The sequence below is a fragment of the Novosphingobium sp. genome, from assembly GCF_039595395.1.
In the GTDB taxonomy this organism is placed as follows: domain Bacteria; phylum Pseudomonadota; class Alphaproteobacteria; order Sphingomonadales; family Sphingomonadaceae; genus Novosphingobium.
In genome coordinates, this window is sequence record NZ_JBCNLP010000001.1 from 714,000 (window position 1) to 738,057 (window position 24,058).

Sequence of the window (24,058 nt, forward strand, 5' to 3'; positions counted from 1 at the left end):
GCGGGCGACGTTGGCGAGATTCCTCCGGATTCGTCCTTAATATTGTGTTGCCTCTGTAAGGAGTGGCGGGCGGCACCGCGTTTCGTTTCATCTTCTTCGTACATATGAAAACGGCCTTGGAGCTTGTCCAAGGCCGTCTTTTAACTGAATGATTTCAGCAGGTTGCGATTAGTCGCCGCCGCCGAGGAAACCATTCCAGCTGTCCCAGATATTGCGCGAGACGGGCTTCTTGTTCGTCATGGTAACGCTCCCAGAAAACATGACCTACCGGAGACGGTTCCGGCAAGGGCAACGTTAACTGGTTGTAAACCAAACGCAAGTGGTAAACGTATGTTAACCTTTAGGCGGCGCGTGGTGTCCTGGAAGGGAACACCACGGTGACCAAATCTTTAAATTTCATCGGCCGCCCAAGATGATAGCCCTGGGCGATGTCGCAGCCGAGCTGGCGCAACAGATCCAGAGTGGCGCGATCTTCGATACCCTCGGCGATCACCCTGCGGTTAAGGCGATGGGCCAGGGCGATCGTCGATTCCACCATCAGCCGGTCATCGTCATCGGTGGTCAGATGGGTGACGAATTTGCGGTCGATCTTCACCTCGTCGCAGGGGAAGCTCTTGAGATAATCGAGGGTGGCATTGCCGGTACCATAATCGTCGATGGAAATCTGGATACCGGTCTCGGCCAATTGGGCCAGCGTGACATTGGCCTTGTTGTTCTCGGTGATCTGGGCGGTTTCGGTGATTTCCAGAGTCAGGCTGGCCGCCGGGAAGCCGGTGGTGGCCAGCACGCCGGCGATTCGCGCCGGAAGATCGGGGTTGTCGAGCAGCGTGGCCGACAGATTGACGCTCAGGCGGAAACCGACCTGCTTGTCGACGATGCGCAGCATGTCGCTGGTGGCCCGCTCCAGCACATAGAGCGTCAGGCGCAGGATGCGGTTATGCGCTTCGGCGGCGCCCACGAAGGTCTCGGGCGAAATCGAGCCGCGCTCGGGATGCTGCCAGCGCACCAGGGCCTCGGCGCCGATGATGCGCAGATTGTCGATGGTGAACTGCGGCTGATAGGCCACCCAGATGTCGCCCTGGTCGAGCGCATTGTCCATTTCGCCCACCAGGCTGAGCTGCCAGCTGGTGTCGCCCTCGCTGTCCGACTGGTGGAAGCGCCAGAGCTGGTTGCGGCTGGCGGCGCGGTCGGCGGCCAGCAGGGCGCTGGCGATGCGGTTGCTGACGGTGCGCTCATACTCGTCGTCGAGGCCGAAGGAGACCTGCACGTCGATCTTGCGCGTGCCCAGAATCATCTGGGTCTCGATCAGGCGGGCCAGACCCTCGATATGGTCGGCCAGCTCGTCGGCGGGCAGGCGCGGGGCCAGCCAATAGAGGACATCCTCGGCCTGATAGAAGATATTGCTCTGGCCCGGCAGCGACAGGCGGCGCACCAGCTCATTGACCAGATCGGTCTCGATCGCTTCGGAGAAGCTGGAGCAGATCGCGGCGTAATTGCGGATACGCATCGCCACCAGCGGCTTTTCATTGGCCTGAGGTGCCTCGCGCAGCGCTGACAGATTGGGCAGCAGCGTTCCGGCATGCAGGCGCTGGGCCCGGCTGATCTCGCGCAGCATCATCGAGCGATAGGCGACGATGCCGAACAGCAGATAGGCCGGCAGAAAATCTGCGGTGATGAAATGCGCGTCGAAGATAAAGGGCAGGGCGAGCAGGACAATGGCCGCCCCCGAGGACACAGCGCCCACCGTTATGCGCTCGCGACAACGCAGCAACAGGATGGAGAAGGCCGTGGCAATGGCGACGGCAAGGATCCAGCCCCAATTTTGCGGATTGCCCTCACGCAGGGTCTGGGCACCCACCGCGTGGAAATAGACGCCCGGATACCAGCCCTGACCGGCCATACCATGCATGTCGGGCTGTCGTGGAGAAGTCCATCCGACAAGCACGTCCTTGCCGCGAATCTGATCGGCGGCAACGCGGCCCTCGGCCACATCGGCGAAGCTGACGGTGGGAATCGTGCGCATCTGGATCGACCAGTCGGGGCGATAATAGACGTCGGGCTTTCCGCTGCGCCCCGCGATCTGGGCGGAAGCAGAGGTGACGATCTGACCGCTTACCCGGCTGGAGTAAGGGAATTCGACGGAGAGCGAAAAGGGCTTGATGCTGCCGTTGAGCAGGGCAACTTGTGAAAATTTGCGAAAACCGGGCCAGGGCGTGATCGCGGTGGTCATGCCGGTCACGCTGTTCTTGCTGCCGATGGCGGCCATCGTCCCCAGCGACACCTTGCCCTCGCTGCGGCGCAGGGCATCGATCATCGCCTGATCGTCGGCGGGGGTCGAGACATCCGAATAGGTACGGTCGAAATAGATGTGGCGCGCGCCCATGGCGACAAGATTGTCGATAAGCCTCGCATCGATCTTGCGCGAGAATTTGAAAGTGCCGAAATGCTGATACGTCTTTTCGTCCAGACCCACGACGACAATCCTGCCGTCGGCAGGCCGGGCGCGAATCATGTTACGCCCGCCGCGGAAGAGATCCTCCAGCGGTTCGGCCAGGGCGATCGCGCCGCAGCACACGGCGAGCAGAAGCGCCCAGAGCAGGATGCTGGTTGGCGTGGCGCGACTCGATTTTTGCCGGCTTTTTGCCGTCAGAGCGATCATTCGGGTGTCCCTTTCGCACGCCAATCTGGTGTCCTGAGAATCGGATCAGACCGGTTTGCAGTGCCGTGCTTAAACAGGATTCGGTAAAACTCTCTTAACCGTGGTTGTTAGGGTGGCGGGGCAAGGCCGGTGTTAAGCGGGCGCGATCCTGCGCCATGCCTGTGAACGTTATGGTCATCGATCCGTTTTATGAGACAGTCTTGTGCGGGGCTTCTCATGGACCTTGTCAGGGCGGGTGCTGCGGCCCGCGACAAGGACGCGACGGCAGCCGTCACGGTGCAACCCATCCGGTGAACGCCGGTTTCAAGGGGAGTTGAATGCGCTTCGGGCACGGCGGGCTCGTCGGCTTCGGGTATCGACCCGAAGCGGGAGCCGACAGCTGGCTGGATCATCGGGACGCAGGGCATAACCCTGCCGATGGCCTCTTCGCGCGCCTGTCATATTGGTTAAGGCTGAACATGGCCTATAACTATATCAACGGTTTAAGGAAATACTCCAACGAGCCCTCGTGGTTGCTGCGTATGGCGCGGCTCGAACGGCGCCTGTCCGATCCGCTGGGGTACCGGGCGGCGCTTTCGCCGCGGGCGCGGCGTTTCGCGGCCCGCGATTATCATGAGGAGACGGCGGTTCTGCCCATCCCTTTGCTGGGCGCGATGCGCGAGGCGCTGATGCGTCAGCACGCCTATCATGACCCGACGATTCCCGGCTGGACCTATCGCGGGCTGGTCGAGGCGGCGCCCTATAGCGAGCTGCATATGCTGCCGCATGCGCTGTTGGGCAGCGATCTTTTTCTGGAAATCTGCACCAGCAGCGCGATCGTGGATTTTTGTCGCGAGGTGATGGGGCCGCGCGCGGCGGTAAGCTGGGGGCAGGCGTGGATCGGCAATCCGGGCTATCTCGAGTCGCCCAAATGGAAATGGCATCGCAACAATGACGAGCCCTTCAACGCCGTGCAGGTGCTGGTGCCGCTAGGCGATGTCCTCGGGGCGGAGGATGGGCCGATGCAGGTGCTGCCGGGCAGCGCGCAATGGCCCGAATGCCTCGAGCCGCGCCTCTATGCCGAGGATGAGGTCGAGGAGCTGTCACGCCAGCATCCGCCGCATGCGATGATGGGGCGGATGGGCGATGTGGCGTTTCTGAAGGGTTTTGCCCTGCATCGCCTGACGCCCGTGTTGCGGCGTCAGGCGATGCTGGCGATTCTGGTGTCGATCGGCCCGGCGCTCGGCAGCCCGACGATCCTGCGTCGCCCGCTGGCCGAGGTGCCGCCGCATCTGCGCGAGCGAATCGCGCGCAATCCTGCCTTTTTTCGCCGGCTGATCCGCTGACAGACCAGCCTGCGGCCACGCATCAGCGGTGATGGCCGGGCGGAATCGGCTGAACGACGGGATTGGAGACCATCACCGGCGCGGGAGGCGGCGGAGGGGCAGGCTCCTGAATGATCGGCGGGATCATCAGCGGGGGCAGGTCGGCCGGGGGCGTTGTCGTGGCCGGGGTGTCAGGCGCCGCCGAGGGGCCATAGGCTGCCTCTTCCGCCGTGATCGGGCGGGTGTCGATGCCGTGCAGCCCGTCGATCTCGGCCTGACGGCGCTGGAGATAGAAGCGGCGCATCGCGGCATAGGGATCGGGCGCATCGTGGAAGACGCGCAGTTGCGGATCGATCATCACACGGTCGTCCAGACCGCCAATGATCGTCACCGCCAGACCATAGGCAGGCCCGCGCAGCTCATCGGCATAGAGCGCGGGGAAGCCCACGCGGTCGATGGTGGTGCCGATCAGGTCGCGCAGCGTGGTGGGGCCGATCAGCGGCAGGAAGAAATAGGGCCCGTTGGGAATGCCATAGAACGCCATGGCATCGGCGATGCCATTGGGGCGCCAGGGCAGATGGAAGGGCTTGCGCTTGGCCACGTCGAAAATGCCCGCGAGGCCGACGGTGCTGTTCAGCCCGAAGCGCCCGATGGTCTCGAACATCTTGCCGAATTTGTGCTCCAGCAGAAAGCCCACAGCCACCGAGGGCTCGCGCATGTTGTAGAGCACATTGTGGAAGCCCTGCCGCAGCGGCGAGGGCAGCGTCTTCTTGTAAGCCATGGCCGCCGGGCCCACCACGGCCTTGTCCGTCGCCTGAACCACGGCATAGGACTTCATGTTGACGCCCTCCAGCGGATCGCCCGCCGGAGCCTTGCGCTCGCCGGACACCACGATGTCCTGCTGGCCGCTGCTGGCCGGATGGGTCGCGTGGGCGGTCGCCGGGTCCTGAATGATCGGCGGCATCATCAGCGGGGGCAGCGTGGCGGCGGTCGCCGGGCTGGCTGATGGTGCAGGGGTCGCTGGCTGTCCGAAGGCCGGTGTCGTGCTGTCGATGGCCTGAAGGGCGCCGAGCGGAGCATAGGTCAGAGTTGTGCCTGGCCCGTCGCTCGCGGCGCCGGGAGCGGCGGCGAGAGCAGGCGCGGCCCATGCGCCCAGCATGCCGACCGAGGCCAGCGCGGCCCCCTTCAGCCAGCGGTGAGGCAGGGCGGCCCGGCCGGGACGGGAGCCATGGTTGTCACAGGCCTCCTTCGCAGGCGCGATATCTGCCCGCGATGGATATGGGGGACGTGCCCCGCCAGTGATGCTCATGCCGAATGCTCCTGCCTGTGCCCTTGCCTGAAAACAAAGGTCGAATGTTCCCGATCCCGCATCTGTGCTCCAGATGCAAGGCTCGCTTTGCGCTGCGCCATAATTTCCGCAAGATTGGCGTTTGATGAACCGCATCACTGGGACCGCCAGCAACCCTTGGGGCAGGCGCATACATTCGTATGCCGCTGGGCAGGCCAGACGCCTTGCCATAGAGTAACTCCATGACCATCGATCGCGAGATGCCAGCATGATCTCCCAGACCGTTTCGTCTTCCTCTTCGGATGCACGCCGGACCCCGTGGTGGCGCGGGGCGGCGATCTATCAAATCTATCCGCGCAGTTTTCTGGACAGCAACGGGGATGGCGTGGGCGATCTTTCGGGGATCACGGCGCGGCTGGACTATGTGGCCTCTCTGGGCGTGGATGCGATCTGGATCAGCCCTTTCTTCACCAGCCCGATGGCCGACTACGGCTATGACGTCGCCGATTACCGCGATGTCGATCCCATCTTCGGCACGCTGGCGGATTTCGATGCTCTGGTCGAAAAGGCGCATGATCTAGGGCTGAAGGTCACCATCGACATGGTCTTCGCCCACACCAGCGACAAGCACGACTGGTTTGCTCAAAGTCGGGCCGACAAGACGGGCGACAAGGTCGACTGGTACGTCTGGAAAGATGCCAACCCCGATGGCACCCCGCCCAACAACTGGCAGTCCGTCTTCGGCGGCCCGGCCTGGACCTGGGATGCGCGCCGCCAGCAGTATTACATGCATCAGTTCCTGAAAGAGCAGCCCCAGCTCAACGCCCACAATCCCGAGGTGCAGGCTGCCCTGCTCGATGCCCTGCGCTTCTGGCTGGACCGGGGCGTGGACGGCTTCCGGCTCGACGCGCTCAACCACTCGATGTTCGATCCGGCCTTCACCGACAACCCTCCCGCGCCCGAGGATGGACGCCCGCGCACCCGCCCCTTCGACTTCCAGCAGAAGGTCAACAGCCAGAACCACCCCGATGTGGTGCTGTTCGTCGAGAAGATCGCGGCACTCTGCGCGGACTATGGCGCCACCTTCACCGTCGCCGAAGTCGGCGGCGACGAAGCTGTGCCGCTGATGAAAGCCTACACCGCAGGCGAAAAGCGCCTGTCCTCCGCCTACAGCTTCGATTTCCTCTATGCCCCGGCGCTGACGGCCGAACTGGTGGTCGATGCTCTGGCACAATGGGGCGAGGCGCCCCCGGCAGACAGCCTGCCCGAAGGCTGGCCAAGCTGGGCCTTCGAGAACCACGATGCCCCCCGCCATATCTCGCGCTGGGTCGGCGAGGAGCACCGCCCCGCCTTCGCCCGCCTGACCGCCGCTTTGCTGGCGAGCCTGCGGGGCAACATCTTCCTCTATCAGGGGCAGGAACTGGGGCTGGAGCAGGATGACATCCCCTTCCACCTCCTCAAGGACCCCGAGGCCATCGCCAACTGGCCCCTGACGCTCAGCCGAGACGGCGTGCGCACTCCCATGCCCTGGGATGGCGAGCATTTTCACGCCGGCTTCACGCAAGGTGAGCCGTGGTTGCCGCTCTCGCCCACCAACATCGCCAAATCGGTGGCGGGGCAGGAGGTCGATCCCGACAGCCAGTTGCACTGGACGCGGGCCATGCTGGCTCTGCGTGAGCAATATCCTGCACTGAAGCTGGGGGTTCTGGAGGATGCGCAGGCCGATGGCGCGCTGCTGACCTTCACCCGCAGTCATGAGGGGCAGAGCATCGCCTGCGCCTTCAATCTTTCGGGCGAGGCCATCGCATACAAGGCGCCCAAGGGCAGCACTGTGCTGGCGGTGAGCGGTGCGACCGATGCCGGCCTGCCGCCTTATGCTGCGCTGTGGGTTCAACCGGGATGAAGGAAGAGAGAATGCGAGGGCCATCGCCCTCGCGCTCCCTTGACTGTCGGCCTTGCGCCAAGGGTTCGGCCAAGGCGCTCAATTTGCCGCGCCGCAGGCATCATCCTGACAATTCCCTGCCTGCGGCGCTTACCCTTGCGCAGGTGGAGAGTTCCCGCACCACGATCGGGCATCACCACCCCATCGCCGGAAGACAAAATGGGAGCGCGAGGGGGTAACCCCCTCGCTTCCTTCCCTTACTTGATCAGCTTCGCCGACTGCACAACCATCGCGAACAGCGTGTTCAGCGCTGTCGTCACGCTGCCATCGGTGGACACGGTCTGGAACAGATAGGTCCCGTCCGAGTTCTGGCTCGCGCAGGACTGCAACTGCTGCTGGATATAGGGCACATTGTTGGCCGCGAAATTGTTGAAGGTGGGGTTGGCGGTGTAGTTGATCGTAGCGGGCAGGTATTGCGTATAGAGGATGGCGATGCGCGTGCCGGTGGCCTTGATGGCGGTGCATTGTGCCAGATTGCCGGAGTTGAGCTGCCCCAGCCCGTCCGTGGCGTTGCTCTGCGCGCCATCGGTGACCAGCATCAGGACGCTTTGCGGCGAGGCGGGCGTTCCGGTCCCGGAGGTCGACGGCATGGTCGACTGCATCCAGTTGAACATGGACGTGAAATCGCTGTCCTTGTTGCTTGTGGGGATGGTGAGGCTGGTCCAGAAGCCGTTGGCGGCCAGCAGCGGGGCCTGCGCGCCAAGGTCCGGGAAGCTCAGGCTCTGCAGCGTGGAGACGTTGGTCATGGTGCCGAAGGGCGATGTCGCCAGCGGCGCCGGATTGCCGACGTTGAAGGTGAAGAACTGCATCTTGTAGACCGGGGGCACACTGGCCGTGGCATATTGCTGCTGCACGCCATAGGCATATTGGATGACGCCCGCTGCGGCATTGCCTTCCTCATCGGTGCGCAGGGTGATGTTGGACTGGCCGGGGTTGACCGTGCTGTAATTGCGCGCCAGCCACCAGGTGTCGGGGAAATTCACGGTGACGGTGACGGGCAGCGTCTTGTTGGTGGGCACGTAGGAGAGCACCACCGGATTGACCAGCGGGCTGTAGCCCGAGCAATAGGTCGCCGTGCCGACGATATAGCCGCTGGTGCCCAGCTTGACGCCGTTGTTATCATAGACGGTGCCGTCGCAGCCCACGCGGTAGAAGGGGATGGCGGCCGAGGTGTTGTTGTTCAGATAGATGGCGCGTGAACTGGCATCGACCACATAGGTGCCAGCGTTCCATTGCTGCATATTGTTGGAATGGCAGGCGAAATCGCAACCATCGACGCGGCCGTAATAGGTCTGCTCGCCCTTCCAGATGGCGCCGCCGATCAGATTGTTGATGCCCGTGGTGGTGGTGGGCAGCAGCATCGAGGGCGAGGTGTCGAGCGCGATGTAGAAATTGATGCTGGGCGGCTGGGAGGCGCTGGCGCTGGCATTGCCGCCGATGGGCAGGGTGGGCACGCGCAGAATGCCGCTGAACACATTGGTGGAGGTGGCGGTGTAGACCAGCTTGGCGGTGCGCAGCGTGCCCAGGCTGCCGGTCTGGGTGCTGGTGATGGTGACGGTGCGGCTGACATTGCCAAGGCCCGAGAGGCCCGCGATCTGTTGGTCGAACATGGCCTGCGCGGCGAGTTTCGCGGTAGCGTCGGTCTGGTTCAGCATCTGGGGCACCACGGCGGCCAGCACGGCGGCATCGGCGGCGGTGTTCAGCTTGGTCTGCAGCTTTTGCGCGCGGCTGTAATCGATCCCGAAGCCCGTGGCGAAGATCAGCGGCACGATGATCAGCGCGGTGATCATCATCACATTACCTTTGCGGTCGGCGCGCAGCGCGCCGAGCAGGCGGCGCAGCCGGGCCATCAGCGCAAGGGGCGGGAAGGGTGGAAAGCTCATGGCGCGCGACCTATGGCAGGCGTGGGATCATATAGTCCTGGTCGCCAAGCGTCGTGGTCACGACGTTACCAAGACCGATTGCGGGCGTGTAGACAAAGCTGATCTGGCTGTAGAACAGATAGCCCCCGGCGGTGCCGACCTGCACCTTGGTGGCAGAGCTGGTGGTGTTGCCGCAGACGTTCGAGCCGTCGGGCGAGGTGGGCACCATCGGTGAGGTGATCATGTTGGCGGGGATCGACACCACGCTGCCCGCCGTCATGGAGGCGGTGCTGGCGGTGCCCGCGCTCTGCGCCTGGCTCCACACCACATAGGCATGGGTGGCGTCGCAGACGCGCAGCTCGGTGATCTGCAGCGTGGTGAGCGAGGCGGGCATCGGGGTCATCACCAATTGCGCCGAATTGAGATAGGTCGTCAGCGTCGCGGAGGTGACCGGCGAGGAGGGCGAGACATTGCGGCTGACCAGATCGGCCAGAGCGCGCGTCGCCACCGTGACCTTGCGTGCCGAGGCGATCATGTCGGCGCAGACATAGCCGCCGATGAACAGCGTGAGCAGCAGGGGCAGCACGATCGCGAATTCGATCAGCGCGGTGCCCGACCGGTCGCGGAGGAGATGGCGTGACAGGCCGCTCAGCATGTCGAGGTCCCCGAGGGACAGTTGTAACCCTCGACCGTGACGACCGAGGTGGCGACCAGCAAGCGGTTGCCATTGGCCTGATTGATGAAATTGAGCCCGAAAGGCGCCGAGACCGTGGGCCACAGATAGATCAACTGCACGATCACCAGATCGTTCTGGCTGCTGCTCAGCCCGCTGTTGCTGTTGGTGGTGCCGGTGCAGTTGGAATTGCCATAGCCGGTGCCCGTGCCGGTCAGCACGCCATTGGTGTAGGTGAAATTGGGGGTGGAGATGGTGGGATTGGAGCATCCCGCCGGCATGATCTGCACATTCACATAGAGACGGTTGCAGACCAGAAAGGGCGGCAGCGAGCCGGGATAGGTCACGCTGTTGCCGCTGGAATCCTTGCCGGTGATGCCGTTGCAGATGGCATTCTTGAAGTCGGTGGCGCTCATGCCGGTGTAGGCGGTGGAGCCGCTGCCCAGTTGCAATGTCTGGGCCGAACCGGTCAGGATCAGGCGGCTCGAGGCCTCGACGGCGGTTTCGAGCCCTTCCTGCGCCAGATAGATCAAGGCGATGTGCAGAATGGCCAGAAGCAGCGCGATAAAGGCGGGGGCGACCATCGCGAATTCCATGATCGGGCCGCCGGTTTCGTCAGCGAACACGCCCGTCCATGGGCGAGTGGACACGCCTTTGGCCACATTCTCCCGAGGGATGGATCTGCCGATCAATGAAGCGCGCCCCTTTTATCGCGAATTGGGGCCTTTCTACACGGGGGGCATGGTTATTTGATTAAGTGATAGCCCTGTAGATTCTACGCAGGAAGCCGGGTTTGGCGGGGCTTTCATGGCCCGGTTGCGGCGGTAAAGAGCCGGTGGTTTCAGTGCTTTGCGTAAAATGCCATATTGGTTAACGCTGGGCCTCGCGGAAACCATGTTTTCGTGAGGGTGAAGCAGACATGGCAAAGGCCGGAAGAGGGTTAACCTCTTCCGGCCCTGCCGGCAGGGGCGAAGCGGTCAGGCGACCGACAGCTCGACCGTGATGTTGCCGCGCGTGGCGTGGCTGTAGGGGCAGATGGTGTCGGCTTCGGCGACCAGCGCCTCGGCGGCGGCGCGCTCCACGCCGGGCAGGTTGATCGACAGCTTGACAGCCAGACCAAAGCCCTTGTCGGCGCGGGGGCCGATGCTGACGGTGGCCGAAACCGTGGTGTCGTTGGGAACGCGGGGCAGCTCCTTGTCCTGGCTGGCGGCGAACTTCATCGCGCCCAGGAAGCATGCGGCATAGCCGGCGGCGAAGAGCTGCTCAGGATTGTTGCCCTGACCGTTGCCGCCCATTTCGACGGGGACAGCCAGCGTGACATCGAGTGCGCCATCCTCGGTGCGGCTGCGGCCGTCGCGGCCTCCGTTGGCGGTGGCGGTGGTGGAATAGAGGATCTTGCTGGCCATGATGACTGTCCTTTCGTTCGGGGGGTAGAAGGTGTTTAGATCGTGTGCGACCTATATGGATGAGTGGCGCGCCCATGTCAATAGCGCGCGATCTAATCGCGTGATATTTTTCTTGGGGTGGCGCATCACACGACAAAAGGCGGAAACCCTGTGGGGTTCCGCCCTGGCCGTCGAAAGAAATGGGGGCAGGATGATGCGCTGTGGCTGCGCTAGACAGGCGAGGGGGAGGGGCGCTCGAAAATGGCCGGAGGCACGTTGCGAGTCGTCACGCTGCGCATCACGAAGCTGGAGCGGATGCGGGCCACATGCGGCAGCATCGCCAGCTCGCGGCGATAGACCTTGTCGTAATCGTCGAAGGAGCGGACATGGACCATCATCATGAAATCCATGTCGCCCGAAATGAAGCTGCAATGGGTGACCGAGGGGCAGCGCACCACCGCCGCCTCGAATTCGTCGAGCACCTGATCGCTCTGCGACTTCAGCTCGATCGCCACCATCACCATGATGCCCAGCCCCAGCATCGGCATGTCGAGCGCGGCGGTATAGCCCGCGATGGCGCCGCGATCCTCCAGGATCTTGCGGCGGCGCGCCGCAGCGGTGCTGGACAGATTGACCTGCTCACCCAGCATCACATCCGACATGCGGCCATCATGCGTCAGCGCCCGCATGATGCGGAAATCGGTCGTGTCAAAGTCGATATCGGTCTTGTCGGTCACCAACAAAGCCCCCCTGTTGATGAAATCCATCGCGCGGTGCGTTACAGCCGCTCGAAAACAGAAGGACATCAGCGAGGGCTGCGCTCAATACGCGTTTTGTGCAGGCCCTAAGTGATTCCACGGGGAAGGAGGCTGGCAGTTTATGAACTCTGACCATGCATGGTTAACGGGAACTTGTCTGGCCTGAAAGGAGGCGATGACGATGGCGACTGCAATGCCCCCCGTGCCGTCCACGCTGACGCCCTTGCCTGCGACGTCCATGCCTCCCACGGTCGTGACGCTGACCCCGTGCTGGTATGCGCGCGACCATGCCCCGATGCATCCCCCTCACGAGCTGCAGGCGGGCGAGGTGGCGCATGACCGCTGCCGCGATTGCCATCGCCCGATCTTCAGCACCGATCTGCGCCGCTGGCACATTGCCGGGGGCTTCAACATGGAGGCCTGGGGCGCGCCGCGGGTTCAGCCCTGCTTCGCCGTGGTCGATGAGGAGCAGGAGCGGGTGATCGCCCGCTTCCTGATCCGCGACCAGTCCGATGTGGCGCTGGCCTCGCTGCTCGACCGGCTTTGCGACGATTACCATATCGGCGAGCCCGGCAGCCCGCTGGTGGTGCGCGACTGCCGTCTGCCGGGCCATCTGGCCCAGATGCCTCCGGCGCCCGAGGGTTACAGCGCGGGTCTTTGAGGCCATTTGAAAATCCGGCGAAAGAGCCGGATTTTTGCGGCACCAGCCCATTCCCCCTCTCAGGCCGGGAGCGTCTCCCGGCCCTCATGCTGGCGGGCGCGCTGGCGCACCGTGTCGAAATCATGGTGGACCAGCAGGCGCCCGTCGCGCCACACTTCGGTCAGCAAATTGTGCCGCCCCTCCAGCGCATCGAGCCGCACGGCGCGCAGCCTGCCCTCCTCCAGCACCACCGCCTGCTGCCCGGCCTTGCTGCGCTTGCCAGGATCGGTGGCGGGGTCCTTGGCGATGTCGTGCCACACGCCCGCATCGTCGCGCAGCGCATTGGCCTTCATGGCAAAGCGCAGCGTGTCGCGGTTGACCTGCTGAAGCAGCCCGCCGCCCATGCCGAAAGCGATGTTGTCCACCGCAAAGCCTTCCTCGATCAGGCGTGTGATCAGCCGCTCGATGGTGACGGGGGTCATGCCGTCGCCCTGAATGACGCGCAGACGCGGATCGAGCAGGCGATAGCGCTTGCTGTTGGTCGTGCCGCCAAAGTGGTCCCACAAGGTGTTCAGCACCCGCAAGGGCGTCTCCACCGGATCGCCGCTGTCGGGGCGGATCACCAGCGTGCCCTTGTGGGCCAGCACGGCATCATGCAGATCCTCGCCCCAGAGGTGGCCCACGGCGGCATCCAGATCATAGCTGTCCGAGACCACCGCGACCATACTGCCTTCCCCGGCGAAATGCTTGAGGATGTTGGCATAGGCCTCACGCTCACGCTCGCGGCCCCAGGCCGTGATGGTGGAATGCTCGGCGGCGGGGATCGAGAAACCGGCCATGTCGGCGTCGTAATAGCGCCGTGCGGCCAGCAGGGCTTCCATCGTGTCGGTGCCCATGAAGTTGACCAGATGTGCCATGCCGCCGAGGCCCGCGCTCTCCCCGCTCGAGACGCCGCGCGCGCCGAAATCATGCAGCTTGAAGGGGATCTGGCCTTCGGGGTCGTCGCTGGTGGTCAGCAGCCCGGCGCGGATGATCGCGCGGCAGTGCCAACTGATCGTCGCGACGGTGGTGGGGTACCAGATGGCGCGCAGCAGGGCGGTTTCCACAAAGGTCGCCAGCCAGGGCAGTTGCGGATCGGTGTTCTCGACCTGAAGCAGGGGCACGCCGGTGGGGACGATCATCCCCTCGGGCAGGGCGCTGATCGCGAGTGGCAAATGGCCACGATGCACGCTGACCACGCGGTCCCAGCCCGCGCGGTTGAAGGGCAGGCCGTGCGCTCGGGTGAGGGCCTGAGCCTCTTCCACATCATGGCGCGTGATGGTGTGGCCCAGAAAATCGATCAGGAAGGGCTGCAGGCCAAGAAACAGGATCTGGTCACTGAAACCGCCGGGCCGCGCCTCGACATAGGCCGAAAGCGTGCGGGTTTCGGGCGGGTACTGCAGGAAGTGGCTGTGCTTGTAGCTGTCAGTCGAAAGAATAGGATTGGTCACGCGCTGCATCCTGCGGCGCCCGTCAGGGGGAAGGAACGGGCGCCGCGATCATAGTCACACTCGGGCGCCGGGGCCAAGTATGGATATGATCGCGGGGGAGAGGGCTGGTGCCGCCAAATTCGGCAAAGTCGGATTTGCTTACAGACGCGGCAGCGTCACCCCGCGCTGGCCCATATATTTGCCCGCGCGGTCGGCATAGCTGACCTCGCAAGGCTCGTTGCCCTTCAGGAACAGGAACTGGCAGGCGCCCTCATTGGCGTAGATTTTCGCGGGCAGCGGCGTGGTGTTGGAGAACTCCAGCGTGACATGGCCCTCCCAGCCCGGCTCCAGAGGCGTCACGTTCACGATGATGCCGCAGCGGGCATAGGTGCTCTTGCCGAGGCAGATCACCAGCACGTCGCGCGGCACGCGGAAATATTCCACGGTGCGGGCCAGGGCAAAGCTGTTGGGCGGGATGACGCAGACCGGCGTCTTGCGGTCCACGAAGGAGTTGGCCGCGAAATTCTTGGGGTCCACCACGGCGGAATCGACATTGGTGAAGATCTTGAACTCATCGGCCACGCGCGCGTCATAGCCATAGGAGGACAGGCCATAGGAGATGATGCCGCCGCCATCGCCATCACGGGTCTGACGTTCAACAAAAGGCTCGATCATGCCGTTTTCGAGGGCCTGCGTGCGGATCCAGCGGTCGGAAAGAATAGACATGGCGCGTTCATGGCGGATTGATGCGGGCGGGGCAAGGGGTCAGTCTTCGGTGCCGGGCATAGACAGGATTGTCCCCCAGCCAACAAGGTGCATGCCTTCCTGCAACCGCCACTTGCGACCGACCCGAAGCTCTTGAGCCAGCTCGGGCCTTGCGATCAGGATAAGCTCCAGATCCATGGAAGCGCCCGGTTCCAACGTCTGGCCTTCCACCAGATCAATCTTGCCGATGCACATCTCCGGATTGGCAGCATCGGAAAAATTGTGATTGGGGCGATAGCTGATTGGCCCACGTAGCGCGTTCTGGCGGCCCCCTTCGCGGGAAGGGAGCAGATCGATGCGGGCGAAAAGGCGAAGAGTGACGGAGTCCATGGAGCCCCTCAGATCGGGCGGTCTTACCTCGCGTGATACTCCCGATACCACCGCACGAAATTGGGCACGCCCACATCGATGCTGGTGGTCGGCTTGTACCCCAGATCGCCCGAGATCGCCTCGATATCGGCAAAGCTCTGGCGCGCGTCGCCGGGCTGCATCGGCAGCAGTTCGACCTCGGCCTTCTTGCCCAGCTCGTGCTCCAGAATCTCGACCACCTTCATCAGATGTTCCGACTTGTGGTTGCCAATGTTGTAAAGGCGATGCGGCTTGGTCGATCCACCCGCCTTTTCCAGCCCATCGTCGGGCGCGGGATTGTCCAGCGTGGCCATCACGCCGCTGATGATATCGTCGATATAGGTGAAGTCGCGGTACATATCGCCGTGGTTGAACACGGGGATCGGATCGCCCGCCAGAATCTTCTTCGTGAAGATCCACATCATCATGTCCGGCCGCCCCCACGGGCCATAGACCGTGAAAAAGCGCAGCCCCGTCAGCGGCAGGCGATAGAGATGGGCATAGGTCTCGCTCATCAGTTCGTCGGCCTTCTTGGTGGCCGCATAGAGGCTGATCGGCTGATCGACGCGATCATCCACGCTGAAGGGCAGCTTGGTGTTGCCGCCATAGACCGAGGAGGAGGAGGCATAGACCATGTTCTCCACCCCGCGATGCCGCCCGATTTCCAGCAGGTTCAAATGCCCCGCCAGATTGGAAGACAGATAGGCATGCGGATTTTCGATGGAATAACGCACGCCCGCCTGGGCGCCCAGATGCACGATCCGGTCGAACTCCAGCCCCTTCAGGCTTTCCACCAGCCCGGCATAGTCCGAGAAATCCTGCCGCAGAAAGGTGAAGCGGTTGCCGCCCGCCTCTTTCAGCCGCCCGATGCGCGCCTCTTTCAGCCTCACATCGTAATAGGTGTTCACCATGTCGACGCCGATCACCGTGTCGCCGCGCGCCAGCAGCCGCGCGATCAGGCTGTAGCCGATGAAACCCGCCGCGCCCGTGACCAGAACCTTCATGCCCAACCCTTCGCCTCATGCCATGCCGACCGGCACGACCATCCTGCAAGGCGCGATAGGGGGCAAGCCCTAAGAAATTGATACAGAGGGGATCAGGCCCTCAGATCGGCCCACTCCGGATGCCGCGCGAAGGCCACCGCCACATAGGAGCAGGCCGGAACGATCCGCGCGCTTTCGTCTCTGGCATCAGCGATCAGCGCCTCGACCAGCCGGGCCGCGATGCCGCGGTTGCCGATGGCGGAGGGGACCAGTGTATGGTCGGCGATCCAGATCGGGCCTTCCTGTGAGGGGGCGTTTTGCCATGTCAGCAGTCCGGTGGCCTCGTGGCCATCGAGATGAGCGCGGTACTCGCCCCCGTTGGGGGTGAGGTGGCGGGTGATGGTGAGGGCTTCGTCGGTCATGTCAGGGATGTAGGAAGGGGTTTAAGGAAAAGAAGATGCGAGGGGGGAGTCTTTGGTGGGTCGCATGTCTCAAGAGACATGCTCCGGGCCCTCGCGCTCCCAGAACGTCTTCCGACGATAAGATGGTGGCGCCCGACCGTCGCACCCGGACTATCCACCTGCTCAACCTAAGGCGCCGCAGGCTTTAAGACATTCTGCCTGCGGCGCGGCAAACTAAGCCCAAGGCCGAACCGGATGCGCAACGTAGACATTAATGGGAGCGCGAGGGTGTAACACCCTCGCATTCTCTCTTTCTTCCCTGCCTTATTCCCCTTATCGCTCACCCCCATGCAGTTCCTCTCCGACAACGCCGCCGCCGTTCACCCCGCCGTTTGGGAGGCGATGAAGGACGCCGACGCGCCTCAGCCGCCCTATGACAATGACAGCCTGTCCCAGGCGCTGGACGAAGCCTTTTCGGCGCTGTTCGGCCGCTCGGTCAGCGCGATCTGGGTGGCCAGCGGTACGGCGGCCAACTGCCTTGCGCTGGCGACGATGGTGCAGCCCTATGGCGCCGTGGTGTGCCACCGCGACGCGCATATCGAGAATGACGAGGGCGGCGCGCCGGGCTTTTTCACTCATGGCGCCAAGCTGCTGCTGGCCGATGGCGAGAACGCCAAGCTGACGCCGGACAGCATCAGCGCCGTCACCGGCCCGATCCGCCGCGACGTGCATCAGGTCTGGCCGCATGCGATCTCGATCACACAGGCGACCGAAGCTGGCTGCGTCTATCAACCGCAGGAGGTCGCCGCGATCGGCGCTCTGGCGCGGGCGCAGGGGCTGAAGCTGCATATGGATGGCGCGCGCTTCGCCAATGCCGTGGCCTATCTGGGCTGCACCCCGGCGGCGGCGAGCTGCGAGGGGGGCGTGGATGCGCTGTCCTTCGGCTTTGTGAAGAACGGCGGGATGAGCGCCGAGGCGCTGGTCTATTTCGACCTCGATCTGGCCGCCGACGTGAAGTTCCGCCGCAAGCGCGCGGGCCATCTGCAGAGCAAGGGCCGCTTTCTGGCCGCGCAGATTCTGGCGATGCTGAAGGGCGACCTGTGGCTGGCCAATGGCCGCGCCGCCAACGCCGCCGCCGCGCAAATCGCCAGCGGCGTTGCGGACCGCCTGCTCTATCCGGTCGAGGCCAATGAGGTCTTCCTGCGCCTGAGCGCCGCCGAGCGCGACACTCTGCGCGCGCAGGGTTTCGGCTTCTACGACTGGGGGGCGGATGGCGCGCGCTTCGTCACCGCCTGGAACGCGCAGGACGAGCATGTGACCGCGCTATCCCGCGCTCTGGCCGCGCTGTGAGCGGGGACACCGCCTCCAAAAGTGGCTTTACCACGCAGGATATCGCCGGTTTCGCCACGGTCAGCCTGATCTGGGGTTCGACCTGGCTGGTGATCCGGGATCAGATCGGCTTCCTGCCCATCGGCTGGACGGTGACCATCCGTTTCACCGTGGCGGCGCTGGGCATGTTCCTGCTCGCCCGCTTTCGCGGCGAGGATCTGAGCCTCAACCGGCAGCGCTTTCTCCTCGCGCTGGCGGTAGGCCTGCTGCAGTTCTGCGGCAATTTCCAGCTGGTCTATCGCGCCGAGCATTACGTCACCTCAGGGCTTGTGGCGGTGATGTATGCGCTGCTGATGCTGCCCAACGCCATTCTGGCGCGTATCTTCCTGGGCGCGCGGATCACCGGGCGCTTTATGGCGGGAACCTTTGTGGCGGCGCTGGGCATCGCCCTGCTGATGATCCAGGAATACCGCCATGCACCGCCCTCGGGCGCCATGGATGTGGCGCTGGGGGTGGGCTTCGCCATCGCGGGCACGCTCTGCGCCTCGGGCGCCAATGTGCTTCAGGCCAGTTCCATCGGCCGTCAGCAGGCGGTGGTGCCGATGATCGCATGGTCCATGCTGCTGGGTGCGGTGATCGATGCGGTGATGGCTTTTGGCCTTTACGGAGCCCCCGTGCTGCCCACCTCGCCGCGCTTCTGGGGCGGGGTGGGGTGGCTGGCCGTGATGGGCTCGGTGGTGACCTTCCCGGTCTATTTCAGCCTGATCCGCTCGATCGGGCCGGGGCGGGCGGCCTATTCCAACGCCGTCGTGCCGATTGTGGCCATGGCTCTGTCGACGCTGTTCGAGGGCTATCACTGGACGATGCTGGCGGTGGTCGGGGCGGTCGTGACGCTGAGCGGGGTGTTGATTGCGCTTTCAGGGCGGAAGGGGTGAAAGGGAAGATGCGAGGGGGTTACCCCCTCGCGCTCCCATAACGTCTTCCGACGATGGGGCAGCGGCGCCGAATTGGGGTGCCCGGTCTCTCCACCTGCGCAACCTAAGGCGCCGCAGGCAGTGATTTTAAAGCCTGCGGCGCGGCAAACTTAGCGCAACACCGAACCCTGTACGCAACGCAGACATTAAAGGGAGCGCGAGGGCGATGGCCCTCGCATCTTCACTTTCTGCCTTCTGCTTCCCAAACACTTCTCAACCCTTCCCGATAGCTGGGAAACGCAGGCCTCCATCCCAACTCCCGCTGCGCCTTGCCATTCGCTACCCGCCGGTTCTCGCGATAGAAACCCCGGCTGGCCTCGGACAAGGAAGGATCGTCCAGCGCAACGACGGGCGGCGCTTCCACCCCCATCAGCCGAGCGGCTTCCTCGATCACATCGTTCTGGTGGCAGGGCAGATCGTCGGCGATGTTCCACGGCCCCGGCGCGGCCTCGGTTTCCATGGCCAGCAGCACGGCGCTGACGATATCGGCCACATGCACCCGGCTGAACACCTGCCCCGGCAGGTCCAGCCGATGGGCACGCCCCTCGCGCAGGCGGTCGAAGGCGCTGCGGCCGGGCCCATAGATGCCGGGCAGGCGGAAGGCGTGGGCCCCGCGCTCCAACCATTGCGCTTCTGCGGAGACGCGGGCGGCGCGGCGTCCGGTGCCGACGGGGGCGCTTTCATCCACCCATGCCCCGCCCGCATCGCCGTAGACGCCGGTGGAGGAGATATAGCCCAGCCATGGCGAGTGCAGCACGGCGCCATAGCGGCTGAGCACCGGGTCCTCGCCCTGGGCGGGGGGCGCGGTGGAGATCACGGCGGTGGCCTGCGCCAGCGCGCGGTGGACGCGGTAGGTATCGTCGAAATGCATCGTGCCATGGGTGCCGGTGCCGTCGACCAGCCAGCCCTGGGCGCGCAATGCGGTTGCGATGGCAGAGCCGGTGTAGCCCATGCCGAAGATCATCATCACTCTCATCGCCTAAAACCATAAGGTACGGGCTGGAAAACCGAAACCCTTTGCGTCAGAAGGAGGCATGATGGATGCCCAGACGAGCCCTAGCGCCCCCGCCGCCCTTCAGGCCCCTACCGTGATCCGCCGGGAGGACTATCAGCCTCCGGTGTGGCTGGTGAGCGAGGTTGACCTCGACTTCCATCTGGGGCTGGAGGCGACGCGGGTGACCAGCCTGCTGCGCGTGCAGCGCAATCCCGATGGCAGTCGGGAGGGGACGATCCGCCTCAATGGCGACGGGCTGACGCCGCTGGTGGTCAAGGTGGATGAGGTGGTCCGCAATGACTGGCGGCTGGAGGGCGAGGATCTGCTGATCGACCTGCCCGACGACAGCCATGAGATTTCCATCGTCACCCAGATTCATCCTTCGGCCAACAGTCAGTTGATGGGGCTTTATGCCTCGGGCGGGATGCTGTGCACGCAGTGCGAGGCCGAGGGATTCCGCCGCATCACCTTCTTCCCGGACCGCCCCGATGTGCTGAGCGTCTATCGCGTGCGGATGGAGGGCGACAAGGCGCTCTTCCCGGTGCTGCTGGCCAATGGCAACTGCCTTGCCAGCGGAGAATGTGGTGAGGGTACGCATTGGGCCGAATGGCACGATCCCTGGCCCAAGCCTTCGTATCTCTTCGCGCTGGTGGCGGGCGATCTGGTGGCGACCAGCGACAGCTTCACCACCATGTCGGGCCGCGAGGTGGCACTCAACATCTGGACCCGCGCCGGGGATGAGACGCGCACCGCCCATGCCATGCGCAGCCTGATCAACTCGATGCGCTGGGACGAGGAAGCCTTCGGGCGCGAGTACGATCTCGACCTGTTCAACATCGTGGCCGTGTCCGATTTCAACATGGGGGCGATGGAGAACAAGGGGCTCAACATCTTCAACACCCGCTATGTTCTGGCCGAGCAGGACACCGCCACCGATGGCGATTTCGACGCCGTGGAAGGTGTGATCGGCCATGAGTATTTCCACAATTGGTCGGGCAACCGCATCACCTGCCGTGACTGGTTCCAGCTCTCGCTGAAGGAGGGCTTCACCGTTCTGCGCGATCAGCTCTTCAGCGCGGATATGGGTTCTGAACCGGTCAAGCGCATTGAGGATGTGCGGGTGCTGCGCGGCAGCCAGTTCCCTGAGGATTCAGGCCCGCTGGCGCATCCGATCCGCCCGGATTCCTATCAGGAAATCAGCAATTTCTACACCGCGACCGTCTACAACAAGGGCGCCGAGGTGATCCGCATGATGCGGACGATGGCGGGCGTCGAGCGCTTCCGTAAAGGCACTGATCTCTATTTCGAGCGCCATGATGGCGAAGCGGCGACCTGCGAGGATTTCGTCAAGTCCATCGAGGATGGTGCCGGGCTCGACCTGACGCAGTTCCGCCTGTGGTATGCGCAGGCCGGCACGCCGACCGTCACCGCGCGCCTCAGCCATGAGGGCGATGTGGCGACGCTGCATCTGAGCCAGAGCGTCCCCGCCACCCCCGGCCAGAGCGAGAAGGCACCCATGCCGATCCCGCTGCGCATCGCCCTGTTCGACCGCGCCACCGGCAAGCATCATGGCGAGCAACTGGTGGTGCTGGACAAGGAAGGCGCCAGCTTCCATTTCGCGGGCCATGCCACGCGCCCGGTGCTCTCGATCAACCGCGGCTTTTCCGCCCCGGTGGTGGTGGAGAGCGACGAAAGCGAGGAGGATCTGGTCTTCCTTGCGGCGCATGATGACGATCCCTTCGCCCGTTACGAGGCGATGCAGAGCCTGATCGTGCGCCATCTGGTGGCCGCTTCCTCGGGCGCTCTGTCGGATGAGGCGCGTGCTGCCGGGCGCGAGGGCATCGCCGCCGCCCTGCGCGCGATTCTGGAGGATGCCTCGCTCGACGATCTGATGCTGGGCGAATTGCTGATCCTGCCCACCCATGGCTATCTGTTCGAGCGCCTGCCGGTCAGCGACCCCGGCGTGGTCCATGAGGAGCGCGAGGGGCTGAAGGCCTGGCTCGGCGCGCAACTGGGCGACCTGCTGCGCGCGCATCACGATCGCGCCAGCCAGGTGCCTTTCGGCCATGACGCGGCGGCCAAGGGCGCGCGCAAGGTCAAGAATCAGGTGCTGGTCTATCTCGCCGCCAGCGAGCCCGAAGCCGCCGCCACCCGCGCCGCCGCGCAATATGACGCGGCGGACAATATGACCGACCGGCAGGGCGCGCTCACCGTGCTGTGCAGCCTCGACAGTCCGCTGCGCGAGGAGAAGCTGGCCGATTTCCACGCCCGCTATCAGGGCAATCCGCTGGTGATCGACAAGTGGTTCTCGCTTCAGGCGGGCTCGCTGCATCCGCGCGTTCTGGATCATGTGAAGGCGCTGGCGCAGCACCCCGACTTCACCATGAACAACCCCAACCGGGTACGCGCGTTGTTCATGTCGCTGGCGATCAACCCGCCCGGCTTCCACGATGCCAGCGGCGAGGGCTATCGCATGATCGGCGATCTGATCCTGGCGCTCGACCCGATCAACGCCCAGACGGCGGCGCGTTTCGTGCCGCCCTTGGGCCGCTGGCGCCGGGTCGAGCCGGTGCGCGGCGCGATGATGCGCGAGCAACTGGAGCGCATCGTCGCCCAGCCGGGCCTCTCCAAGGATGTCTTCGAGCAGGCGAGCAAGAGCCTTGGTTGATGTTCCCGCAATTCGCGCAGATGTGCTGGCAGGCGTGCCGCATGGTTTCCTCGGGCGGCGCGGGGGTGTTTCCACCGGCGCCGTCGCCGGGCTGAACGTGGGGCTGGGCGCCGATGACGCGGCAGAGGCGGTACGGGAAAACCGCGCGCGCGCCGTGGCGGCGGTGGCGCCGGGCGCGCGGCTCACCACGGTCTATCAGGTCCATTCCGGCGATTGCGTGGTGGCGGGCGACTGGGACGACGCCCATCGCCCCCATGCCGATGCGCTGGTCACAGACAAGCCCGGCGTGGTGCTGGGCATCGTCACCGCCGATTGCGCGCCGATTTTGCTGGCAGATAGCGCGGCTGGGGTGGTCGGCGCGGCGCATGCCGGATGGAAGGGCGCCTTTGGCGGCGTGGCCGAGGCGACGGTCGAGGCCATGGTCGCGCTGGGTGCCAGCCGCAACCGCATCGTGGCCGCCATCGGCCCTTGCATCGCGCAATCCAGCTATGAGGTCGATGAGGGCTTCCGTGCCCGCTTTATCGCGCAGGATGAAACGCTTGGTCGTTTCTTCGCGACGGGGCGGGAAGGGCACTGGCAGTTCGCTCTGGAACCCTATGTGGCGCATCGCCTTGCGCTGGCGGGGGTGGAACATGTCGAGTCGCTGTCCCGCGACACCTATGCTGATGAAGAAGGATTTTTCTCCTTCCGGCGCGCCACGCACCGGGGGGAAGCGACCTATGGGCGGCAGTTTTCGCTGATCGCCCGGCCCTGATCGCGCACCTGTCGATAAAAATGCGGTTGAGATCGTGAGTTTTGATGTTTATCAAACTCAAAAAAGCCTGCATCCGTCAGTGACAAAGCTGACGAGACGTCAGGCAGGGGATTCCTGAACACGCGCCGTTACGCGTTCTGATGAAGTGTTTCGTTCGGTTCTTTGCCGGTGGCAGGGGGCCAGTGGTGCAGGGCGTTCTCGTGGGCCGGATCCGGTGGGTCAGCTTCGCGGGGGCGATTGAGGCAAGGCTCGATCATGACGCAAAGTGAAGCCACCGCAACGGGGCTGGACAGTGAGGCATCGGGCGTGCGCCGCCGCGATTTTATTGAGGTGGCCGCCGTCAGCGCGGCCGGTGTCGGGGCTCTGGCGGCGCTGGTGCCGCTGATCAGCCAGATGAGCCCGTCCGCCGACGTGCTGGCCGAAGCCTCGACCGAGGTGGATATTTCGGCCATCGCGGTGGGGCAGGCGATCAAGGCGGTGTTCCGCAAGCAGCCCGTCTTCGTGCGCCACCTGACCCCGGCGGAAATCGCCGAGGCCGAGAAGGTGCCGCTCTCGGACCTGCGCGATCCTGAAACGCTGGAACAGCGCACCAAGCCGGGCAAGACCCAGTGGCTGATCACCATGGGCGTCTGCACCCATCTGGGCTGCGTGCCGCTGGGCACCGCCCAGGGTGAGCCCAAGGGCGAGTTCGGCGGCTATTTCTGCCCCTGCCACGGGTCGCAGTATGACACGGCCGCGCGCATCAGGAAGGGCCCCGCGCCCAAGAACCTGCTGGTGCCCGAATACGCCTTCACATCGCCCACCGTCGTCAAGATCGGCTGATTGCCGCTTCCCACGCGAGCCAAGACGCGAGGATTTCTGC

Annotated in this window: 21 protein-coding genes; 8 read left to right on the plus strand and 13 right to left on the minus strand. The window is 64.3% G+C overall.

The window, feature by feature from the left end:
- Positions 1 to 340: 340 nt before the first annotated feature.
- Positions 341 to 2,659 (minus strand): EAL domain-containing protein, encoded by a 2,319-nt coding sequence (locus tag ABDW49_RS03355; protein WP_343609714.1) that lies wholly within the window; start codon positions 2,657 to 2,659, stop codon positions 341 to 343.
- Between the two features lie 458 nt (positions 2,660 to 3,117).
- Between ABDW49_RS03355 and ABDW49_RS03360 the strand changes: the two genes are divergently transcribed.
- Positions 3,118 to 3,984: a hypothetical protein gene (locus ABDW49_RS03360; RefSeq protein WP_343609715.1), complete on the plus strand. Its 867-nt coding sequence runs from the start codon at positions 3,118 to 3,120 to the stop codon at positions 3,982 to 3,984.
- A 22-nt stretch (positions 3,985 to 4,006) separates the two neighbouring features.
- On the opposite strand, the gene ABDW49_RS03365 is transcribed toward ABDW49_RS03360, so the two are convergent.
- Positions 4,007 to 5,272, minus strand: coding sequence for a VacJ family lipoprotein (locus tag ABDW49_RS03365; RefSeq protein ID WP_343609716.1), 1,266 nt, complete (start codon positions 5,270 to 5,272; stop codon positions 4,007 to 4,009).
- Between the two features lie 247 nt (positions 5,273 to 5,519).
- On the opposite strand from ABDW49_RS03365, the gene ABDW49_RS03370 reads away from it, so the two are divergent.
- Positions 5,520 to 7,154 carry an alpha-amylase family glycosyl hydrolase gene (locus tag ABDW49_RS03370; protein WP_343609717.1) on the plus strand — a complete coding sequence of 545 codons (1,635 nt, stop codon included), beginning with the start codon at positions 5,520 to 5,522 and terminating at the stop codon, positions 7,152 to 7,154.
- 236 nt (positions 7,155 to 7,390) lie between these two features.
- On the opposite strand, the gene ABDW49_RS03375 is transcribed toward ABDW49_RS03370, so the two are convergent.
- From ABDW49_RS03375 to ABDW49_RS03395, 5 genes are all read right to left on the minus strand, one after another.
- A complete protein-coding gene (locus tag ABDW49_RS03375) occupies positions 7,391 to 9,076 on the minus strand; it encodes a pilus assembly protein TadG-related protein (protein ID WP_343609718.1) in 1,686 nt (561 codons plus the stop codon).
- Positions 9,077 to 9,086: 10 nt separating this feature from the next.
- Positions 9,087 to 9,710 (minus strand): TadE/TadG family type IV pilus assembly protein, encoded by a 624-nt coding sequence (locus ABDW49_RS03380; protein ID WP_343609720.1) that lies wholly within the window; start codon positions 9,708 to 9,710, stop codon positions 9,087 to 9,089.
- Positions 9,704 to 10,378, minus strand: coding sequence for a TadE/TadG family type IV pilus assembly protein (locus tag ABDW49_RS03385; protein WP_343609722.1), 675 nt, complete (start codon positions 10,376 to 10,378; stop codon positions 9,704 to 9,706). Before ABDW49_RS03385 ends, ABDW49_RS03380 begins: the two co-directional genes overlap by 7 nt.
- 327 nt (positions 10,379 to 10,705) lie before the next feature.
- Entirely contained in the window at positions 10,706 to 11,134 is a 429-nt protein-coding gene (locus ABDW49_RS03390; protein ID WP_343609724.1) for an organic hydroperoxide resistance protein, read from the minus strand.
- 209 nt (positions 11,135 to 11,343) lie between these two features.
- A complete protein-coding gene (locus tag ABDW49_RS03395) occupies positions 11,344 to 11,850 on the minus strand; it encodes an Lrp/AsnC family transcriptional regulator (RefSeq protein WP_343609726.1) in 507 nt (168 codons plus the stop codon).
- A gap of 202 nt (positions 11,851 to 12,052) precedes the next feature.
- On the opposite strand from ABDW49_RS03395, the gene ABDW49_RS03400 reads away from it, so the two are divergent.
- Complete coding sequence (locus ABDW49_RS03400) at positions 12,053 to 12,532, plus strand: hypothetical protein (RefSeq protein ID WP_343609728.1); 480 nt, start codon at positions 12,053 to 12,055, stop codon at positions 12,530 to 12,532.
- Positions 12,533 to 12,591: 59 nt separating this feature from the next.
- Here the strand turns inward: ABDW49_RS03400 and ABDW49_RS03405 are convergent, their stop codons facing one another.
- From ABDW49_RS03405 to ABDW49_RS03425, 5 genes are all read right to left on the minus strand, one after another.
- Positions 12,592 to 14,001 carry a nicotinate phosphoribosyltransferase gene (locus tag ABDW49_RS03405; protein ID WP_343609729.1) on the minus strand — a complete coding sequence of 470 codons (1,410 nt, stop codon included), beginning with the start codon at positions 13,999 to 14,001 and terminating at the stop codon, positions 12,592 to 12,594.
- 138 nt (positions 14,002 to 14,139) lie between these two features.
- Positions 14,140 to 14,706 (minus strand): dCTP deaminase, encoded by a 567-nt coding sequence (gene dcd / locus ABDW49_RS03410; RefSeq protein WP_343609730.1) that lies wholly within the window; start codon positions 14,704 to 14,706, stop codon positions 14,140 to 14,142.
- A 39-nt stretch (positions 14,707 to 14,745) separates the two neighbouring features.
- Complete coding sequence (locus ABDW49_RS03415; RefSeq protein ID WP_343609731.1) at positions 14,746 to 15,075, minus strand: hypothetical protein; 330 nt, start codon at positions 15,073 to 15,075, stop codon at positions 14,746 to 14,748.
- 23 nt (positions 15,076 to 15,098) lie between these two features.
- Positions 15,099 to 16,097, minus strand: coding sequence for an NAD-dependent epimerase/dehydratase family protein (locus ABDW49_RS03420; RefSeq protein ID WP_343609732.1), 999 nt, complete (start codon positions 16,095 to 16,097; stop codon positions 15,099 to 15,101).
- Between the two features lie 92 nt (positions 16,098 to 16,189).
- Positions 16,190 to 16,498: a GNAT family N-acetyltransferase gene (locus tag ABDW49_RS03425; protein ID WP_343609733.1), complete on the minus strand. Its 309-nt coding sequence runs from the start codon at positions 16,496 to 16,498 to the stop codon at positions 16,190 to 16,192.
- Between the two features lie 327 nt (positions 16,499 to 16,825).
- Here ABDW49_RS03425 and ABDW49_RS03430 point away from each other — a divergent pair, with 327 nt between their 5' ends.
- The gene (locus tag ABDW49_RS03430) at positions 16,826 to 17,827 is read left to right on the plus strand and encodes a beta-eliminating lyase-related protein (RefSeq protein WP_343609735.1); all 1,002 of its coding nucleotides are present in this window, start codon (positions 16,826 to 16,828) and stop codon (positions 17,825 to 17,827) included.
- Entirely contained in the window at positions 17,824 to 18,741 is a 918-nt protein-coding gene (locus ABDW49_RS03435) for an EamA family transporter (RefSeq protein WP_343609737.1), read from the plus strand. Before ABDW49_RS03430 ends, ABDW49_RS03435 begins: the two co-directional genes overlap by 4 nt.
- A 220-nt stretch (positions 18,742 to 18,961) precedes the next feature.
- On the opposite strand, the gene ABDW49_RS03440 is transcribed toward ABDW49_RS03435, so the two are convergent.
- A complete protein-coding gene (locus ABDW49_RS03440; RefSeq protein ID WP_343609738.1) occupies positions 18,962 to 19,756 on the minus strand; it encodes an SDR family NAD(P)-dependent oxidoreductase in 795 nt (264 codons plus the stop codon).
- Positions 19,757 to 19,817: 61 nt separating this feature from the next.
- On the opposite strand from ABDW49_RS03440, the gene pepN reads away from it, so the two are divergent.
- The 3 genes from pepN to petA all read left to right on the plus strand — a co-directional run bounded on the left by pepN (position 19,818) and on the right by petA (position 24,018).
- Positions 19,818 to 22,442 (plus strand): aminopeptidase N, encoded by a 2,625-nt coding sequence (gene pepN, locus ABDW49_RS03445; RefSeq protein ID WP_343614108.1) that lies wholly within the window; start codon positions 19,818 to 19,820, stop codon positions 22,440 to 22,442.
- Positions 22,408 to 23,196, plus strand: coding sequence for a peptidoglycan editing factor PgeF (pgeF, locus tag ABDW49_RS03450; RefSeq protein ID WP_343609739.1), 789 nt, complete (start codon positions 22,408 to 22,410; stop codon positions 23,194 to 23,196). Before pepN ends, pgeF begins: the two co-directional genes overlap by 35 nt.
- Before the next feature lie 255 nt (positions 23,197 to 23,451).
- A complete protein-coding gene (gene petA / locus ABDW49_RS03455) occupies positions 23,452 to 24,018 on the plus strand; it encodes a ubiquinol-cytochrome c reductase iron-sulfur subunit (RefSeq protein WP_343609740.1) in 567 nt (188 codons plus the stop codon).
- The last annotated feature ends 40 nt before the right edge of the window (positions 24,019 to 24,058 follow it).

What these genes read in the sequence shown, in the direction of transcription:
- ABDW49_RS03370 (WP_343609717.1), top strand. Translation starts at nt 5,520, where the DNA reads ATGATCTCCCAGACCGTTTCGTCTTCCTCTTCGGATGCACGCCGGACC.
- petA (WP_343609740.1), top strand. Translation starts at nt 23,452, where the DNA reads ATGACGCAAAGTGAAGCCACCGCAACGGGGCTGGACAGTGAGGCATCG.
- ABDW49_RS03375 (WP_343609718.1), bottom strand. Translation starts at nt 9,076, where the DNA reads ATGAGCTTTCCACCCTTCCCGCCCCTTGCGCTGATGGCCCGGCTGCGC.
- ABDW49_RS03380 (WP_343609720.1), bottom strand. Translation starts at nt 9,710, where the DNA reads ATGCTGAGCGGCCTGTCACGCCATCTCCTCCGCGACCGGTCGGGCACC.
- ABDW49_RS03400 (WP_343609728.1), top strand. Translation starts at nt 12,053, where the DNA reads ATGGCGACTGCAATGCCCCCCGTGCCGTCCACGCTGACGCCCTTGCCT.
- ABDW49_RS03390 (WP_343609724.1), bottom strand. Translation starts at nt 11,134, where the DNA reads ATGGCCAGCAAGATCCTCTATTCCACCACCGCCACCGCCAACGGAGGC.
- ABDW49_RS03415 (WP_343609731.1), bottom strand. Translation starts at nt 15,075, where the DNA reads ATGGACTCCGTCACTCTTCGCCTTTTCGCCCGCATCGATCTGCTCCCT.
- ABDW49_RS03355 (WP_343609714.1), bottom strand. Translation starts at nt 2,659, where the DNA reads ATGATCGCTCTGACGGCAAAAAGCCGGCAAAAATCGAGTCGCGCCACG.
- ABDW49_RS03365 (WP_343609716.1), bottom strand. Translation starts at nt 5,272, where the DNA reads ATGAGCATCACTGGCGGGGCACGTCCCCCATATCCATCGCGGGCAGAT.
- ABDW49_RS03420 (WP_343609732.1), bottom strand. Translation starts at nt 16,097, where the DNA reads ATGAAGGTTCTGGTCACGGGCGCGGCGGGTTTCATCGGCTACAGCCTG.
- ABDW49_RS03425 (WP_343609733.1), bottom strand. Translation starts at nt 16,498, where the DNA reads ATGACCGACGAAGCCCTCACCATCACCCGCCACCTCACCCCCAACGGG.
- dcd (WP_343609730.1), bottom strand. Translation starts at nt 14,706, where the DNA reads ATGTCTATTCTTTCCGACCGCTGGATCCGCACGCAGGCCCTCGAAAAC.
- ABDW49_RS03440 (WP_343609738.1), bottom strand. Translation starts at nt 19,756, where the DNA reads ATGAGAGTGATGATGATCTTCGGCATGGGCTACACCGGCTCTGCCATC.
- pgeF (WP_343609739.1), top strand. Translation starts at nt 22,408, where the DNA reads ATGTCTTCGAGCAGGCGAGCAAGAGCCTTGGTTGATGTTCCCGCAATT.
- pepN (WP_343614108.1), top strand. Translation starts at nt 19,818, where the DNA reads ATGGATGCCCAGACGAGCCCTAGCGCCCCCGCCGCCCTTCAGGCCCCT.
- ABDW49_RS03360 (WP_343609715.1), top strand. Translation starts at nt 3,118, where the DNA reads ATGGCCTATAACTATATCAACGGTTTAAGGAAATACTCCAACGAGCCC.
- ABDW49_RS03430 (WP_343609735.1), top strand. Translation starts at nt 16,826, where the DNA reads ATGCAGTTCCTCTCCGACAACGCCGCCGCCGTTCACCCCGCCGTTTGG.